Annotated in this window: 11 protein-coding genes and 1 pseudogene; 7 read left to right on the top strand and 5 right to left on the bottom strand. The window is 71.8% G+C overall.

Annotated elements, in window-relative coordinates; translation table 11 throughout:
• Window positions 1-94: pseudogene (locus ABZT03_RS09735) on the top strand (4-amino-4-deoxychorismate lyase); the annotation flags it as partial.
• A gap of 80 nt (window positions 95-174) precedes the next feature.
• On the opposite strand, the gene gcl reads toward ABZT03_RS09735, so the two are convergent.
• Window positions 175-1,959 (bottom strand): glyoxylate carboligase, encoded by a 1,785-nt coding sequence (gene gcl / locus ABZT03_RS09730; protein ID WP_356035956.1) that lies wholly within the window; start codon window positions 1,957-1,959, stop codon window positions 175-177.
• Window positions 1,960-2,182: 223 nt separating this feature from the next.
• On the opposite strand from gcl, the gene ABZT03_RS09725 reads away from it, so the two are divergent.
• A complete protein-coding gene (locus ABZT03_RS09725; RefSeq protein ID WP_356035953.1) occupies window positions 2,183-3,100 on the top strand; it encodes a hypothetical protein in 918 nt (305 codons plus the stop codon).
• Between the two features lie 88 nt (window positions 3,101-3,188).
• Here the strand turns inward: ABZT03_RS09725 and ABZT03_RS09720 are convergent, their stop codons facing one another.
• Together ABZT03_RS09720 and ABZT03_RS09715 are read right to left on the bottom strand one after the other, a co-directional pair.
• Window positions 3,189-4,826 (bottom strand): AMP-binding protein, encoded by a 1,638-nt coding sequence (locus tag ABZT03_RS09720; protein WP_356035951.1) that lies wholly within the window; start codon window positions 4,824-4,826, stop codon window positions 3,189-3,191.
• Window positions 4,823-6,487: an AMP-binding protein gene (locus ABZT03_RS09715; protein WP_356035948.1), complete on the bottom strand. Its 1,665-nt coding sequence runs from the start codon at window positions 6,485-6,487 to the stop codon at window positions 4,823-4,825. Before ABZT03_RS09715 ends, ABZT03_RS09720 begins: the two co-directional genes overlap by 4 nt.
• 222 nt (window positions 6,488-6,709) lie before the next feature.
• Here ABZT03_RS09715 and ABZT03_RS09710 point away from each other — a divergent pair, with 222 nt between their 5' ends.
• The 3 genes from ABZT03_RS09710 (at window position 6,710) to ABZT03_RS09700 (ending at window position 11,502) form a co-directional block, all read left to right on the top strand.
• Window positions 6,710-7,507 carry a helix-turn-helix transcriptional regulator gene (locus ABZT03_RS09710; protein ID WP_356035974.1) on the top strand — a complete coding sequence of 266 codons (798 nt, stop codon included), beginning with the start codon at window positions 6,710-6,712 and terminating at the stop codon, window positions 7,505-7,507.
• Window positions 7,508-7,707: 200 nt separating this feature from the next.
• Window positions 7,708-10,515 carry an AAA family ATPase gene (locus tag ABZT03_RS09705; RefSeq protein WP_356035946.1) on the top strand — a complete coding sequence of 936 codons (2,808 nt, stop codon included), beginning with the start codon at window positions 7,708-7,710 and terminating at the stop codon, window positions 10,513-10,515.
• Between the two features lie 195 nt (window positions 10,516-10,710).
• Complete coding sequence (locus ABZT03_RS09700; RefSeq protein WP_356035943.1) at window positions 10,711-11,502, top strand: serine protease; 792 nt, start codon at window positions 10,711-10,713, stop codon at window positions 11,500-11,502.
• 121 nt (window positions 11,503-11,623) lie between these two features.
• Here the strand turns inward: ABZT03_RS09700 and ABZT03_RS09695 are convergent, their stop codons facing one another.
• Window positions 11,624-12,730 (bottom strand): winged helix DNA-binding domain-containing protein, encoded by a 1,107-nt coding sequence (locus ABZT03_RS09695; protein ID WP_356035940.1) that lies wholly within the window; start codon window positions 12,728-12,730, stop codon window positions 11,624-11,626.
• 297 nt (window positions 12,731-13,027) lie between these two features.
• Here ABZT03_RS09695 and ABZT03_RS09690 point away from each other — a divergent pair, with 297 nt between their 5' ends.
• Together ABZT03_RS09690 and ABZT03_RS09685 are read left to right on the top strand one after the other, a co-directional pair.
• Entirely contained in the window at window positions 13,028-14,185 is a 1,158-nt protein-coding gene (locus ABZT03_RS09690; protein ID WP_356035937.1) for a magnesium and cobalt transport protein CorA, read from the top strand.
• 342 nt (window positions 14,186-14,527) lie between these two features.
• Window positions 14,528-14,911 carry a hypothetical protein gene (locus ABZT03_RS09685; RefSeq protein WP_356035934.1) on the top strand — a complete coding sequence of 128 codons (384 nt, stop codon included), beginning with the start codon at window positions 14,528-14,530 and terminating at the stop codon, window positions 14,909-14,911.
• 95 nt (window positions 14,912-15,006) lie between these two features.
• Here ABZT03_RS09685 and ABZT03_RS09680 read toward each other — a convergent pair whose 3' ends face one another.
• Window positions 15,007-16,959, bottom strand: a complete 1,953-nt coding sequence (locus tag ABZT03_RS09680) for an alpha-L-fucosidase (RefSeq protein ID WP_356035931.1) — start codon at window positions 16,957-16,959, stop codon at window positions 15,007-15,009.
• Window positions 16,960-16,981 lie beyond the last annotated feature (22 nt).

Below are 16,981 nucleotides of genomic sequence, written 5' to 3'. Positions count from 1 at the left end.
CGACGGCGAGATCCACACCCCGCCGCTCGCCTCCGGCTGCCTCGCCGGTATCACCCGGGCGCTGGCCGCCGAGTGGACCGGCGCCAAGGAGACCGCGGCTGCGGCTGCGAAAGGGTGGCCCGTCCCGTCAGGGACCGGCCACCCTTCGGCTACGGCGCGCGGAGCGCCCCGGCGTCAGACCTTCAGCGTCCTGATCGAGGTCGGCGCATGGCCGGGCTCGGTGGCCATCTCCTCGAACTCCACGACGTTGCCGATGTCGTTGGTGGTCGACATGGAGATGTTGGTGACGCGTTCCAGGATCGCCTCGACGACGACCGGCACCCGGTGCTCGGCGGCGAGCTTCCTGGCCTGTTCCAGGGCCGCGCCGAGTTCGTTCGGGTCGGTCACCCGGATCGCCTTGCAGCCGAGCCCCTCGGCGACCTTGACGTGGTCGACGCCGTAGACGCCCAGTTCGGGCGAGTTGAGGTTCTCGAACTCCAGGTTGACCTGGAAGTCGATGTCGAACGCCCGCTGCGCCTGCCGGATCAGGCCCAGGTAGGCGTTGTTGACGAGGACGTGGACGTACGGGATCTTGTGCTGCGCCCCGACCGCCAGCTCCTCGATCATGAACTGGAAGTCGTAGTCACCGGAGAGGGCGACCACGGTCGCCTCCGGGTCGGCCTTCGCCACGCCCAGCGCGGCCGGGATCGTCCAGCCGAGGGGGCCCGCCTGGCCGCAGTTGATCCAGTGCCGGGGCCGGAACACGTGCAGCATCTGGGCGCCGGCGATCTGCGAGAGGCCGATGGTGGAGACGTACCGGGTCTCCGGGCCGAAGACCTTGTTCATCTCCTCGTACACGCGCTGCGGCTTCATCGGGGTGTCGTCGAAGTGGGTACGGCGCTGGAGCGTGGCCTTGCGCTCCTGCGCGGCGGCCGCCCATGCGGAGCGGTCGGGCAGCCGGCCGGCCGCCTCGGTCTCACGGGCCACCTCGACGAAGAGCTTCAGGGCGGCTCCGGCGTCGGAGGCGATGCCGTAGTCGGGGGCGAAGATCCGGCCGATCTGGGTGGGTTCGACGTCGACGTGCACGAAGGTGCGGCCGGCGGTGTAGACGTCCAGCCTGCCGGTGTGGCGGTTGGCCCAGCGGTTGCCGATGCCGAGGACGAAGTCGGACTCCAGGAAGGTCGCGTTGCCGTAGCGGTGGGAGGTCTGGAGGCCGACCATGCCGGCGTTGAGCTCGTGGTCGTCGGGCAGGGCCCCCCAGCCCATCAGGGTCGGGACGACCGGGATGCCGGTCAACTCCGCGAACTCCACCAGCAGTTCGCAGGCGTCGGCGTTGACGACCCCGCCGCCGGCCACGATCAGCGGACGCTGCGAGGCGTTCAGCATGCCGAGCGCCTTCTCGATCTGCGCCCGCGTCGCGGCCGGCTTGAAGACCGGCAGCGGCTCGTAGGTCTCCGGGTCGAACTCGATCTCGGTGAGCTGGACGTCCAGGGGCAGGTCGACGAGGACCGGCCCGGGGCGGCCGGAGCGCATCAGGTGGAAGGCCTTCTGGAAGACCCCGGGGACCTGGGCCGCCTCCAGGACGGTGACCGCCATCTTGGTCACGGGCGCGGCGATCGAGGCGATGTCGACGGCCTGGAAGTCCTCCTTGTGGATCACGGCGGTCGGGGCCTGGCCGGTGATGCACAGGATCGGGACGGAGTCGCCGAGCGCCGAGTAGAGCCCGGTGATCATGTCGGTGCCGGCCGGTCCGGAGGTGCCGACGCACACGCCGATGTTGCCGGGCCGGGTGCGGGTGTAGCCCTCCGCCATGTGCGAGGCGCCCTCCACATGGCGGGCGAGGGTGTGCTGGATGCCGCCGGAGTCCCTGAGCGCCGCGTAGAAGGGGTTGATCGCCGCGCCGGGGACACCGAACGCACCGGTGACGCCTTCGCGCTTGAGGATCTCAACTGCCGCGCGGGCAGCGGTCATACGAGCCATCGAGTACTCCTGCCTCGGCTGTCGGATTCGCACTCCCGTCGCGCCCCGCGGTGAGCTCTTCCGGTTCCCGTGATTCTGGTGTTTCCACATCCACGTTTCCGTATTGTGGAATTTACTTTCTGCTATCTGGAAGCAATGTAAGTGGATGGCCGCACACCGTCAAGGGGGCACCGGAGCCGGGAAAGCGCGGACAGCGGGGGGCCGCGTGGAGGACGATGGGGCCATGTCCGAGAGCGTGCCGGTGCGCTGCCCGGCCTGCCGGCGCGAGCAGCTCTACGCGCCACCGTCGTATCCCTGCGCGTGCGGTACGCCCGTCGCCCCGCCGCTGGACCGGCACGCCCCGCCGACGCCGGTCACCCACCGGACCTGGGACGAGGAGTGGGTCGTCGTCCGCTGCACGGCCTGCGGCCGCCGCGACCAGTGGCCCCGGCCGGAACTCGGCTGCTCCTGCGGGACGGTCCTGCGCATACCGGTGGCCCGGCCCCACCCGGACACGGGCCCGGCCCCCGGCCCAGCGAGGACCGACACCCCGCCGAAGACCGGCACACCTTCGAGGACGGACAGCCCACCGAGGACCGGCACCCCACCGCCGGCCGACACGCCACCGCCGGCCGACACCCCGCCGGAAACCGACAACCGGCCGAGGACCGGTCACGGGCCACGTGCCGGCAGTCACCCCGGTATCGGCACCCCGCCACCGCCACCGCCCCCGCGCCGGCGCCCGGCCTTCCGGTCCGTCACGATCCGCACCGCGCGCGACGCGGTCACGGCCGCAGCCCTCTATCTGCGGTGGCTCGGCCACCGGGACGTCCACCGAGCAGGCCGGTACGCCCCCTCCGGCGTCGCACTGGCCGCCCGCGGCCTGCTGGCCCGGGTGGAACCGACGGTGCGCCCGGTCCCGCTCAGGGACGTGGAGTGCCTGTGGCTGGCCGCCATGACGGAGTCCGTCGACTGCGTCTGCTTCTGCCTCGCCGGGTACACCGCCGACGCCCGCGCCCGCGCCGACGCCCTCGGGATCCCCCTGTTCGTGCTCGACCTGACGGGTGCGCCTCGCGCCGTCAACACCGCCGCCGGCGCGCTCGACGCCACGGGCCCGGGACAGCCCGGCGCCACCGGTCCGAGGCAGCCCGGCGGCGCGTGAACGGAACCGGCGCGCATGAACGGAACCGGCGGGCATGAGCCGCGGTTGGCGAGACCGCCGACGCGCCGCACCGTCGGGCCGGCGGGACCTACAGGCCGTACCCCTGCCGCAGTTCGATCTTGCGCACCTTGCCCGAGACCGTCATCGGGAAGGCGTCGAGGACGCGCAGTCCGGCCGGGACCTTGTAGTGGGCCAGCCGTCCCGCGCAGAACGCGCGCACGTCCTCCAGGGTCGGCGGATCGGCCGGATCGCGCGGGATGACACAGGCGACGACCGCCTCGCCGTAGCGCTCGTCCGGCACTCCGACGACCTGTACGTCCGCGATCTTGGGATGGGCGTAGAGGAACTCCTCGATCTCGCGCGGGTAGATGTTCTCCCCACCCCGGATGATCATGTCCTTGATGCGGCCGACGATCTCGACGTAGCCGTCCTCCCGCATCACCGCCAGGTCGCCGGTGTGCATCCAGCGCCCCGCGTCGACGGCTTCGGCGGTCTTCTCCGGCTCGTTCCAGTAGCCGAGCATGACGCTGTAGCCCCGGGTGCACAACTCCCCTGCCACGCCTCGCGGTCGGGTCACCCCGGTGGCCGGGTCGACCACCTTCGTCTCGATGTGCGGCAGGGCGCGCCCGACGGTGCCGGTGCGGTGTTCGAGGTCGTCGTCCCGGCGCGTCTGGAGGGACACCGGGGACGTCTCGGTCATGCCGTAGCAGATCGACACCTCCGCCATGTGCATCTCGGCGACCACCCGTTTCATCACCTCCACCGGGCAGGGCGAACCGGCCATGATGCCGGTGCGCAGGGAGGTCAGGTCGTAGCCGGCGAAATCCGCCAGGTTCAACTCCGCGATGAACATGGTGGGGACGCCGTACAGGGAGGTGCAGCGCTCCTCCTGGACCGCGCGCAGTGTCGCCGCCGGGTCGAAGGACGGCGCCGGGATGACGAGACAGGCACCGTGCGAGGTCGCCGCGAGATTTCCCATCACCATGCCGAAGCAGTGGTAGAAGGGCACCGGTACGCAGACCCGGTCCCGCTCGCTGTAGGCGATCAACTCTCCAACGAAGTAACCGTTGTTGAGGATGTTGTGGTGGGAGAGGGTCGCCCCCTTGGGGAAGCCCGTGGTGCCCGAGGTGTACTGGATGTTGATCGGGTCGTCGCAGGACAGTTCGCCCGCGCGCACGCGCAGCCGCTCCTCCAGGTCGGGGGTCCCGCGCTCGGTGAACGCCTCCCAGCCGGGGTCCCCGATGTACACCGTCTCCCGCAACTGCGGGCACTGCGGGCGCACTTGCTCGACCATCGCCCGGTAGTCACTGCTCTTGTGCCGCAGGGACGCGAAGAGGAGACGGACCCCGGCCTGCCGCAGGACGTACTCGACCTCGTGGGTGCGGTAGGCCGGGTTGATGTTGACCATGACGGCGCCGATGCGGGCGGTGGCGTACTGGACGAGCACCCACTCGGGGCAGTTGACCGCCCAGACGCCCACCCGGTCGCCGGCCTCGATCCCGGCGGCCAGCAGGGCGCGGGCCAGCCGGTCGACGTCCGAGGCGAAGCGCGCGTACGTCCAGCGCCGGCCGGACGGCAGGTCGACCAGGGCCTCGCGGTCGGGCCAGGCCGCGACCGTCCGGTCCAGGTTGGCCCCGATGGTGTCGCCGAGCAGCGCCGTGCCGCTCGTGCCGTGCGCGTAGGACGGCCGGGCGAACGGCCCGTCACCGTGCGGGAGTTCGGTCACCGGAAGTCCTCCTCGCGGTACTCGCCGGTCGAGCCGGCGGCCGTGGCCTCACGCAGCTCGATCCGGCGGATCTTGCCGGACACGGTCTTGGGCAGGGGGGCGAACTCCAGCCGGCGGACCCGCTTGTAGGGGGCCAGCACCTGCCGGGAGTGCTCGAACAGCGTTTTCGCCGTGTCGGGGCCGGGCTCCCAGCCCTCCGCGAGGACGACGTACGCCTTGGGTACGGCCAGGCGCAGTTCGTCGGGGGCGGGTACGACGGCCGCCTCGGCGACCGCCTCGTGCTCCAGGAGCGCGCTCTCCAGCTCGAAGGGGGAGATCTTGTAGTCGGACGCCTTGAAGACGTCGTCGGCGCGGCCGACGTAGGTGATGTAGCCGTCGGCGTCCCGGGAGCCGATGTCTCCGGTGCGGTAGTAGCCGCCGGCCATCGCCTCGGCCGTACGGTCGGCGTCACCGTGGTAGCCGGTCATCAGGCCCACCGGTTTCGCGGACAGGTCGAGGGCGATCTCGCCCTCGGTGGCGCCGGGGGCACCGGAGACCGGGTCGAGGAGTTCGACGCGGTATCCCGGGCTGGGCCGGCCCATGGAGCCCGTCTTGAGAAGCTGCCCGGGGCTGTTGGAGACCTGGACGGCGGTCTCGGTCTGGCCGAAGCCGTCCCGGATGGTCACCCCCCAGGCGCGCCGGACCTGCTCGATGACCTCGGGGTTGAGCGGTTCACCGGCCGCCACGGCCTCGCGGGGCGGGGTCCGCAGCTGGGTCAGGTCGGCCTGGATGAGCATGCGCCACACGGTCGGCGGGGCGCAGAAGGTGGTCACGCCGGCGCGGTCCATCTCCGCCAGCAGACGGGGGGCGTCGAAGCGCGTGTAGTTGTGCAGGAAGACGGTCGCCTCCGCGTTCCACGGCGCGAACAGGTTGGACCAGGCGTGCTTGGCCCAGCCCGGCGAGGAGATGTTCAGGTGCACGTCGCCGGGTCGCAGGCCGATCCAGTACATGGTCGCCAGGTGCCCGATCGGATAGGACACGTGGGTGTGCTCGACGAGCTTGGGGCGGGCGGTGGTGCCGGAGGTGAAGTACAGCATCAGCGGGTCGTCGGCGAGCGTGGGGCCGTCGGGTGTGAAGCCGGCCGGGGCCGCGTACGCGTCCTCGTACGCCTGCCAGCCCGCGGGGGCCCCGCCGACGGCGGTCCGGGTGTAGCGGCCGGGCACCTCGTCGAACTTGCCGGTGTCCTCGGCACGCACGAGGACGTGCCGGACGTGCCCGCGCTCGACCCGGTCGCGCAGGTCGGCGGGTCCCAGGAGCGGGGTGGCGGGGATGACGACGGCGCGCAGCTTCATCGCGGCCAGGGCGGTCTCCCACAGCTCGGCCTGGTTGCCGAGCATGACGAGGATGCGGTCCTCGGGGCGCACTCCCCACTCGCGCATCCGGTTCGCGACCCGGTCGGAGCGCTCGGACAGCTCGGCGAAGGACCGCACGGTCTCGGTGCCGTCCTCCTCGACGATGTGCAGCGCGGTCCGCTCGTTCCCCTCGGCGATGACGTCGAACCAGTCCAGCGCCCAGTTGAAGTGCCGGGGCCGGGGCCAGGAGAAGCCCTCGTAGGCCGTGGTCCAGTCCTCGCGGTGGGCCAGCAGGAAATCCCGCGCGCTGCGGAAGGACTCCGTCGTCATCTGTACTCCTCTTCGGTCGTCCACCTCGGGGGCTCGCCGCACGCCCGCTCGGTGCCGGACCATTGCCGGGCGGCTCTCTGCCATCGTGTAATCCGTGATGCAGGTCTCACTACCCCCGTACGGGGGTGTGCGCCGCACAGAAGGGGTGAGGCAGTGGCAGTAGACCCGATCGGGGCAACCGGAGCCGTGGAGATCCGCGGCGCGCTGATCCGGCTGCGGCACATGACCGGGCTCCCGGTCGCCTTCGGCGGTCTGGTGGACGGCGGGCGGCCGCAGATGCGCATCAGCGAGCTGTGCGGCACCGCCACCCCCGCGCTGAGCGCGCTCGCGGTGACCGCCGGCAACGGCCTGGGCGGCAAGGCCGTGGCCCTGGCCCGCCCCTGCGCCGTGACGGACTACTCCTCCTCACGGCAGATCAGCCACGAGTACGACACCGCCGTCGCCACCGAGGGTCTGCGCTCGGTGCTGGCGGTGCCGGTCGTCGTACGTCGGCGGGTGCGCGGCGTGCTGTATGGCGCGCTGCGGACGGCCCAGCCGCTGGGCGACCGCACGCTGAGTGCCGCGATGCAGGCGGCGCGGGACGTGGAGCAGGCGCTGGTCCTGCGGGACGAGGCGCGGACCGTACGCGACGAGGCGCGGGCGGTGCTGGCCGCCGCGCGGGCCGAGCCGGCCGGTGAACCCGGGGCGGGGGCCGCGCTGGAGCGGGTGCGGGAGGCCCACGCGGCGCTGCGGGCGCTGGCGCCCCGGCTGACCGATCCCGCGCTGCGGGCCGAGCTGCTCGGCGCCTGCGACCTGCTGGCGGGCGGGCCGACGGCGGCGCCGGGGGCGGGTCTGGCTCCCCGGGAGCTGGACGTGCTGGCGTGTGTGGCCGCGGGGGCCACCAACGCGGCGGCCGCGGACCGGCTGGGGGTGCGGGCCGAGACGGTGAAGGGATATCTGCGTTCGGCGATGCGCAAACTCGGGGCCCGTACCCGCGGGGAGGCGGTCGTCGCCGCACGTCGGGCGGGGGTGCTGCCGTAGGCGGGTGGGCTTTCCGGCGCTCTCGGGGATTTGGCATGAACACAACAGTTGAGCGGTATGCGGTATGCGGTATTCATTGCGACACTCACTGAATTTGTCCATGCCTGACCTGGTTGTTATATCCCTCACCACTCCGTCCGTCCGAATTTCAAAGAGTTGTTGCCTAGAATTTGGCCGTAACACGACATGGGAGGGGAGCGGTGACCGTGCGACGGGACTTCCAGGAGTCTGCCAAGTGCCGCTCCGACCTGGTCATCGGCCGGGAGGAGCTGCTCACGGCAGCTCGTGACCAGCTCAGGCGGGGTGGCAGCGTGCTGCTGCACGGCCCCGCCGGAATAGGAAAGTCGACCGTCCTGCGGTCATTGGCCGCGGAATACGGCGAGTCGGCGCGCACCGTGCTGCGCTGCTCGGCGACCGAGTCCGAATCCCACCTCCCCTTCCTGGCCCTGGCCGACCTCCTCGGCCTGCGCCTCGGCGAGGTCTCCGACCAGCTCCCCGCCGCCCAGCGCACGGCCCTGGAGTCGGCGCTCACCGGCCGCGGCGAGTCCACCCTCCAGCGCGACGGACTCGCGCTGCGCCTGGCCGTACTGTCCGCGCTGCGCGCGCTCGCCACCAAGGGGCCCGTCCTGGTCGTCGCCGACGACCTCCAGTGGCTGGATCCGGCCAGTGCGGAACTGCTCGGCTTCGCCGCCCGCCGCCTCGGCGACACCCCCGTCCAGATGCTCTTCGCGGTGCGGACCGAGGGCCAGGAGTACGACCGCCATCTACGCGCGTCCCCACCCGACACCATCGCCGTCCGGCTCGGCGCGCTCACCCGCGCCCAGGTCTCCGCTCTGCTCGACGACCGCGGCTACACGGGTCTGCCCCGCTCCACCGTCCGCGACATCCACCGCACCAGCGGCGGCAACCCGCTGTTCGCCCTCGAACTGGGCCGCGCGCTGGCCGAGAACCCGACACCGCCCCGGCCGGGCGAGCCGCTGCCGGTGCCCACCTCGCTGCGCGCCCTCGTGCTGAACCGGCTGGAGATGCTCTCCTACGAGGCCCGCCGCACCCTGCTCGTGGCCAGCGCCGGCGCCCGCCCCACCGTCGCCCTGCTGCACGCGGCCGGCCGGGAGAACGCCGAGGCCGAGACGGCCCAGGCGGCCGAGCTCGGGCTGCTCGCGACGGAGCCCGAGGGTCCCGCCGTACGGTTCGCGCACCCGCTGATCTCCGCCGCGCTCTACGCCGAGGCCCCCGCCCAGGACCGGCGGGCCGCGCACGCCGCGCTGTCCACCGCCGCCTCCGACCCCATCGAACGCGCCCGGCACCTGGCCCTGGCGACCACCGGCACCGACCCCGACGTGGCCGCCCGCCTCGCCGAGGCCGCCACCCTGGCCCGGGACCGCGGGGCGCCCTCGGTGGCCGCCTCGATGGGGTTGCTCGCCGCCCGGCACACCCCCGCCGACAGCACCCCGGCCCCGGACGAGCGTCGGCTGCAGGCCGCCGAGGACGCCATCACCTCCGGTGAGGTCGACCTCGCCCGCGACATCGCCCACGACGTGCTGGGCCGCGCCACCGTCCCCGCCGACCGGGTCCGGGCCTGGATGGTGGTGATCGAGGCGGCCGGACAGGCCCTCGGCGACGTGGACGCCGTCTATCCGCAGGCCCTCGCCGACGCCGGCGACGACCCCGGGCTGCTCGCCCTGGTCCACTACCAGCTCGCCTGGCGCGGACTCGTGGTCGAGGGCGACTTCGCCGAAGGGCGGGAGCAGGCCGCGCACGCGGCGGAGCTGGCCGCCCGGGCCGGCGACCGGCGCACCGAACTGCTCGCGCTCGCCTTCCAGGCCCAGACCGAGACCCTGATGGGCCACCCGGACGCGCCCGCCACCATCAAACGGGCCCTGAAGGAACCCCAGGACCCGCAGGTGGCGTGCCACCACAACGGCGCGGGCTCGACCCGCTTCCGCTGGCTGATCATGAGCGACCAGCTGACCGAGGCCCGCAACACCGTCACCGCGCTGCTGCGCGAGGTGCGCCGGCGCGGCATGGTCGAGAGCGAGGTGCACTTCCTGCGCCTGCTCGCCGAGACCGAACTGCGCTCGGGCCACTGCGGCCGGGCCCTCGACCTGGCCCGCGAGAGTCTGCGGCTGGCCCGCGACTCCGGCATCGGCCGGGTGGCCTCCGCCCTGCTCACCTCCCTCGCGGAGGCCTCCGGCGGGGACGTCGACCGGGCCCTGGCGCTGGCCCGGGAAGCGGTGGAGCACGCCGAGGAGGACGGCGACCAGATGTACATATCCCGCACCCTGGCCGCCCTGGGCCACGCCCAGCTGGTCGCAGGGGACCCCGAGGGAACGGTCCGGTCGCTGCGCCGCGTACGGGAGTTGGAGCACGCCCTCGGCATCACCGACCCCGCGCGCGGCCGCTGGCACGGCGACCTCGCCGAGGCCCTGGTGCGCGTCGGCGAGATCGCCGAGGCCCAGGACGTCGTCAACGTGACGCGGGAACACGCGCTGCGGCTGCAACGCGAGAGCGTCCTGGCCGTACTGGACCGGGCCGAGGCCCTGGTGCGGGCCGCGCGCGGTGACGAGGACGCCGCCGTCGCGCAACTGACGTCCGTTCAGGACCGGCTGGCCAAGCTGGGCTACGGCCTGGAGGAGGCACGGGCCGCGTTCGCGCTCGCCTCGCTGCGCACCACCACCGTGCCGGCCTCCTACGACGAGGCGGCCCGGCTCTTCCGGCGCTGCCGCGCGCTTCCCTGGCTGCGCCAGGTGGAGGCGGCCGCGGCTGCCGCCCCGGCGAAGCCCGCGCCGGCACCCGCCCCCGCGCTCGACGCGCTGGACGGGCTCGCCGCGATGGAGCGTCAGGTGGCGGCCCTGGTCATGGAGGGCGCCACCAACCGGGAGATAGCGGGACGGCTGTTCATCAGCGTCAAGACGGTCGAGGCGACCCTCACCCGGGTCTACCGCAAGCTCGGCATCCGCTCGCGGGTGGACATCGTCCGGCTGGCGGCGGGACGCCACCCGAAGTGACGCCGGCCCCGGTTCACTGAGCGCGACCGAGGGTTAACCCTGCCCAACTCCCTTAGGGGGTTCCCTCATTGGGACGAGGGTGCACCCGGTCCTAGCGTAAGGGCATGCCGCTCGCCCGGGCATACGGGGGTCGTTCCCGCGACTCCCGGTCCCACCCGCGCGTCCCCCCACCGGCTACCCCCACTGAGGAGACTCATGTTCGGGCCCACTCGCGCAAGAAGGACCGCGGCCGTCGTCGCCGCGACCGCTGCCGCCGCCGCGACCGCACTGCTCGGCGCCCCCACCGCCGTGGCGGCCCCCCAGCCCATCGTGGGCGGTTCGACGACCACCACGACGACGTACCCGTTCATGATGCAGATCACCGACGCCTCGCAGAACCAGTTCTGCGGCGGCACCCTGGTGTCGGCGACCAAGGTGGTCACGGCCGCCCACTGCATGGTCGGCGAGACCACCGGCAGCGTCCGCGTCGTGGGCGGGCGCACCTACCTGAACGGCACGAACGGCACCGTCTCCCGGGTCAGCAGGATCTGGGTCAACCCCGGCTACACGGACGCCACCAACGGCGACGACGTGGCCGTGCTGACCCTGTCGACGTCGATGCCGTACACCACGGCGTCCTACGTCTCCTCCTCCCAGACCGGCGTGTACGCGGCGGGCACCACCGCCCGCATCATCGGCTGGGGCACCACCTCGGAGAGCGGCAACTCCTCCAACCAGCTGCGGACCGCGACCGTGCCGATCGTGTCCGACTCCAGCTGCGGCAGTTCCTACGGCTCCGACTTCGTCGCGAGCGACATGGTGTGCGCCGGATACTCATCCGGTGGCGTAGACACCTGCCAGGGCGACAGCGGCGGTCCCCTGCTCATCGGGGGCGTCCTGGCAGGGATCACTTCTTGGGGCGAGGGTTGCGCGGAGGCCGGCTACCCGGGTGTCTACACCCGGCTGACCACCTTCTCCAGCCTGGTGACCACGCAGGTCAACTCCTAGCCCCAGAAGATTTCCTGAGTACTCCTCAGGTATGAACCAGGGGGCGTTGCGAGCCACCACGAGCGGCCCGCAACGCCCCCTGTCCACGTCCCCGCTCCGCGCCTCGCCGGTCCGTCCGCCGTCAGCGTCGTACGACCGTCCCGAAGCGGATGTCGTACGACTCCCCGGGGTGCATCACCCTCAGCATCCGCTCCCCCTCCGCCGCGACCTCCTCGCGCCGGGCCCGGCCGAGCGTGCCGAACGGCTCGACGACGAGGGCGGTCTCCTCCAGCCGCCACACGCCGGCGAGGAAGCCGTCGACCAGCAGGGTGCTGTACGCCTGGTTGCCCTGCCAGGAACGGCCCCGGTGGGCGGGCGGCACGACCCTGGTGCGGTCGGCGTGCGAGAGCAGCAGGTTGTCGAACTCGGGCAGGAAGCGGGGCGGGGCCGGGGTGGCGGGGTCGGGGCGGGGCGCGTCCGGCAGGTCGAAGAGCTCCACGCCCCGCTCGTCGCGGAAGGTGAGCAGCCGGGGGCGGAGGCGTTCGAAGGCGTCCCGCAGCCGGGTCAGGCCGGCCCAGGTCTGCATGTCCTTGACGGACGCCGGACCGAAGGCGGCGAGGTAGCGCAGCACGGTGGGCCCGGGCTCCGGGACGGCCCGCGCGGGGCGGCCGAGCCAGTGTTCGGCGGTGGTGAGGGCGACCTGCCCGCTGCGGCCCCACAGCCCGCGCGGGGTGACCTGCACGAGGGGCAGCCGGCAGCGGGCGGCGACGGCCAGGGCCTGCGGGTCGGCGTCCGGCCACTCGGTGAGCAGCGCCTCGCGCAACTCCTTCATGGTGCGCGGCCCGTCCTCGACGAGATGCCGGGCGCGTACGGCGAGCCGGTCGAGGTCGACTCCCTCGAGACCCTTGCGGAAGCCGCCGAGCTCCCGGTCCCGCGCGGCCTGCACGAGCGGGCGCAGGGTGAGGCAGTCGTCGGCGGTGTGGGTGTGGATGGTCGAGCGCATGGTGACGATCCGGACGACGTCCCGGCGCTCCATCAAACCCGACAGCTCCTGCGGGGTGAAGCCGTCCAGCCGGGCGGCGAGCGCGTAGTAGGGCGGCTTGACGTTCTGCGCCTGGAGGCCGAGGAGGTGCTCCACGGCGTCCCGGGCGGACAGCGACGAGCGGCGCAGCAGCAGCTGGCGGTCCAGGGTCGCGCGGTTCAGCGCGCGGGCGTCGAGCAGCGGAGCGGTCACGGGCGTCTTCGTCATGTCCCGCACGCTAGTGTCGCTTGCGGACACCCTCTGTCCGCGACTCCGGCCGAATCCGGAACCGGCCGACCGCTCCGATCCCGTTCATCCCGTATATCCTGCCCGTGATCACGCCCAGGGTGGCCAGACCGTCCCGCCGCACAGCCCGGAGCGGGCCGCGGTGCCTGACCAGCGGGTGAGCGGGGCCCGGCGCGTACGGCCGCCCGGCGCGGCGGGGCCCCTCCGGTGCGGTGCGTGCCGCACCACCCGCGTCCCCGCGGCGACCGACCGAAGCGCCCGGACCGAGAGGCAGCCGCGATGCCCGAGCGACGCGCCCGACCGACCGCGAAGAACCCCGTGAAGTCCGCCTGGCGCCGCGCCCTCGCCCCGCCGCCCGCGCCGCCCCACGAGCGGCCGCCGGCCGGCACCGGGGTGCCCGCGCCGGAGCCGGAACCGCCCAGCATCGTGCAGGCGGCCCTCTACCGGGACGGCGTACGCGTCTCCTCCCCCGCCGGCCTCGCCGACACCTTCCGCGAGCTGCGCGAGCAGCCCTCCGGCATGGCCTGGATCGGTCTGGCCCGCCCCACCGAGAGCGAACTGCTCACGCTGGCAGCGGAGTTCGACCTGCACCCGCTCGCGGTCGAGGACGCGATGGAGGCACACCAGCGGCCGAAACTGGAGCGCTACGGCGAGACCCTCTTCGTCGTCCTGCGCGCGGCCCGCTACCTGGACGCCCCGGAGGAGGTCGACTTCGGCGAACTGCACGTGTTCGTCGGACCGGACTTCGTCATCACGGTCCGGCACGGCGCGGCCCCCGACCTCTCGACCGTCCGCCGCCGCATGGAGGAGACGCCGGAACTGCTGAACCTGGGCCCGGAAGCGGTGCTGTACGCGATCCTCGACGCGGTGGTCGACGGCTACGCGCCGGTCGTGGCCGGCGTCCAGAACGACATCGACGAGATCGAGACCGAGGTGTTCCGCGGCGACCCCGAGGTCTCCCGCCGCATCTACGAACTCTCCCGCGAGATGGTCGAGTTCCAGCGCGCCACCCGTCCCCTCGTCGGCATGCTGCACGGTCTCATGGCCGGCTTCGCGAAGTACCGCACCGACGAGGAACTCCAGCGCTACCTCCGCGACGTCGCCGACCACGTGACCCACACCAGCGAACGCGTCGACGGCTTCCGCCAGGCCCTGCAGGACATCCTCACGGTGAACGCGACCCTCGTCACCCAGCAACAGAACGCGGAGATGCGGGCGTTGGCGGAGGCGGGGTTCGAACAGAACGAGGAGATCAAGAAGATCTCGGCTTGGGCGGCGATTCTCTTTGCTCCGACGCTGGTTGGAACTATTTACGGCATGAACTTCGAGGACATGCCTGAGTTGGGCTGGAGCTTCGGATACCCCTTTGCGATCGGCCTGATGGGGGTCGTTTGCGTCAGTTTGTACGTGATTTTCAAGCGGCGGGACTGGCTCTGAGCCCCTGTCGCCGAGCTCAGTTCTTGTGCGGCCTTTGCTCTCGCACCGGTCACGGATCGGGCCAGAATCGGCTCTGGGGAGTCCCTGGGGAGAAGAGATGCGGGTGATCTCGTCTACCTGCCTCCGTTGAGCCCCTGACCAGCACTTTTGTCCTCCTGAAGGCGCTGGGGAGAATCAGCCGACGACACGGGCCCTGTACCAGCACCTTCGTCGCCGCCCCGTTCCGCGCCACGCGTCTCGCCGGTGTCCGTTGCTGCATCCGCGATGGACAACAGACAGTGACATTGGCTCCATGGACGGAGCCACAAGCCTCTGGCCCTCTGCGGCCGCCATAGTGGAGGCATGGCCTCCCACCCGCAGCACACCGGACCCCGGCCGAGGAACCTCTCGGGCGCAGACGCCGAGGACCTCGCGCTGTACCGGGAGAAGTTCCGGCGCCGTCTACCGGAGTCGCTGGACGAGCTACACGGACCGGCCCACGGCGTCGTGGAGCTGCCGCTGCACCTGGCATGGTCCGGGATGACCTCGTACGACCTGGACAAACCTCGCCAGAGCATGGGCCTGTACCGCACCGTCCTGCACGAGGGCCTGCACGACGACCTGCCCCGCTACCTCAACCGGGATCTACTCCTCGAGCTGTGGCCCGTACTGCGCACCCTCGCCGGCCGCACCGTGCGCACCGTGTGGGAGGACGCCTTCCCCGAGCTCGCCTCCCGCACCCGGTGAGCGGGAGCGGGTCAAGATGTCGACGAGGAGATCGGAGCGCCGGGCCCCCGATGGTGGACGGCACTCAAGGCGCGCCCACCATCGGGATGGGAAGGTCACAGGGCGATGATCCGCCACTGCTGGCTCGCCAGTGACGCGTACGGCTGTTGCTCGATGACGGCTCCGTCGACGGTGCTGCCTTCGTCGACGGCCAGGCAGAGCCCGCTGTAGCGGTTGACGAGGAAGTAGCAACCGTCCTCGGTGGGCGTGACCGCCCAGTGCTGCTGGGGGGCGTCGCCGTCGGACCAGATGCCGACGCCGCCACCGTCGGCGCGGGAGAGACCCGAGATCTCCATCAGCTTGCCGCTGCCTACACCCTTGAGCTCGTAGTAGCCGTCGCCCGTACCGGCGAAGGTCCACTTCTGGTTGGTCTTGTCGCGCCATGGCCACTGAAGGACGGGAGTGTTGTTCGCGGTGGCCGCGCCCTTCACGTCGGCGACCTTGCCGCTGTGCCGGGCGACGAGCCGGTAGACGGTGCCGTCGCCGGGCAACGTGCCGGACACCCGTGCAGGCTTGGCCGTCCGGCCGCCGATCCGCACGCCGCCCACGTTGACGTAGCCACCGGTGGCCGCGTTCACCTTGATCCGCACGAAGCCGGTGTTCCGGGCGGGCCATTCGGCCACCTTGGTGGCGCGGTCGCCGGCCCAGGTGCCGGTGGCGACCTGGGTGAACTCCTTGCCGTCGGTGCTGGTGGAGATGGTGTACGAGGTGATGTCGCCGTCGGTGGTGTTCGAGCGGTCCCACTGCTTGGGCAGGTACTCCAGGGTGGAGACGTTGCTCCACACCCCGCCGAGGTCGATCGTGATCGCGTGCGGCAGGGCCGGTGAAAGTCCCCAAGTCGACCAGCAGGTCTCGTAGTTCCTGTCGCTCAGCCCGTCGATGGCGTGGAGCGGCCCCTCGCCGTCCCGGAACCCCGTCGCGTAGGCACTGACCGGCGTCACCGGGTGCTCTGCGCGCGGCATCTGCCTCGGCAGCGGGGGCCTGGAGGTGTCGGGGCTCCAGGCGGCCCCGACCTCGGCGAGCCGGTTGACGATGTTGGTGTCCAGCTTGCCTTCCCGGTTGGGCGGGCAGTTGAGGATGAATGAGGTGTACTTCGGTTCCAGGTCCGCCAGGTGGGACAGGATCGCGGCCTTGCTCATCGGGTCGTCGGTCGCCGTCGACGGATGCCAGAACCAGCCTCTGCTGATCGTCTGGCCCTGGGTGGAGGCATAGGTGTTCCCGGCGGGCGCGGTGATGCCGCCCGGCTCCTCGAAGTAGATCGCGTCGCCGAGGAAAGGCTCGGCGATCCCCCCGTGGTCGATCATGACGATGTCCGGCTGAAGGGACTTCACGTGCTCGCGGATGCGCTGGTACGAGACGGCCTGCTGGCCCATCTGCCAGGCGTAGCCGTCGGTGACGAACAGGTCGATGGTTCCGTAGTTGGTGAGCAGTTCGGTGATCTGGCCGAGGATGAAGGTCATGTCCGCGGGCTGGATGGCATCGGTGATCTCAAGACCGGTCACCTTGTGCCGGCTCTCCCACGCCTCGACGCCGTAGGTGCGATCCCATATCGAGTAGTAGAAACCGACCTTCAGCCCCTTGGCCCGGAAGGCGTCGGAGTACGCCTTCACCACGTCGTGCTGGTAGCCGCTGTTCGCGACGTTCTGGGTGCCGTGGGCGCTCGGCCATAGGGCGAACCCGTCGTGGTGCTTGGTGGTCAGAAGGCCGTAACTCATCTTCGCCGCCGCGGCTGCGGTAGCCCACTGGGCGCAGTCCACGGTAGGGGGAGCGAACTTGGCGGGGCTCTGGTTCGGCGCCGCCCACTCCTCGTTGGTGAAGGTGCCGAGGCTGAAGTGGTTGAACATGCCGAAGCGCATGTTCGCCAGCTTCTCCAGGTTGGTCTGCGGGTCTGCGGCGGCGGCCTGCGCCACAAGGGGCGCGAACGCGGGCATCGTCGGCAGCGCGGTCGCCGCGACGGCGGCGCCCGCGGCACCCAGCAGGGTGCGACGGGACAGTCTCCCTGAGGACATGTGTGTACTCCATGTTCGAGTG

Source organism: Streptomyces sp. NPDC005574, assembly GCF_040605435.1.
Taxonomy (GTDB): domain Bacteria; phylum Actinomycetota; class Actinomycetes; order Streptomycetales; family Streptomycetaceae; genus Streptomyces.
This window is presented reverse-complemented; position numbering and strand designations above follow the sequence as displayed.